The following is a 383-nucleotide window of genomic DNA, read 5'->3' as shown; positions in this document are numbered from 1 at the left end:
ATCTTATTTCCTTTCCAATCACTGAGGAATCCAAAATTGTGCTTCTTTACCGCTTCCATTAGAACTTTCAATACAAGGTTGGGCGGCAAGTGATTTGGCACACTTTTCACTTCTTCACTGATGGCCTTCTCAGAATTTAACCTGACTTTAGTTCCATCATATTTAATAACATAACATTCACTTAATAATTCAAGTGGAGTTAATATGCTTATCGCATCAACCATTTCAAACGCATCTATTGCGCTGAATTGATGTATTTCATAAGTAACTCCAAACAAATCAATTACTTTATTCTTTCTCATATTTAGGCCGATGGTGCAACGCCGCCCGTCACCGTAAATATGTCATCACGACTTGCTAAATCGTATTCAAGTTGCATGATG

The 383-nt window shown here is 36.8% G+C and carries 1 protein-coding gene; it reads right to left on the bottom strand.

The annotated features are described in order from the left end of the window. The coding region (locus Y887_RS20515) for a hypothetical protein (protein WP_211257009.1) at nucleotides 1-302 on the bottom strand (302 nt) is incomplete at its 3' end. Nucleotides 303-383: the final 81 nt, after the last annotated feature.

The organism is Xanthomonas pisi DSM 18956, assembly GCF_001010415.1.
Lineage (GTDB): Bacteria > Pseudomonadota > Gammaproteobacteria > Xanthomonadales > Xanthomonadaceae > Xanthomonas > Xanthomonas pisi.
This window is presented reverse-complemented; position numbering and strand designations above follow the sequence as displayed.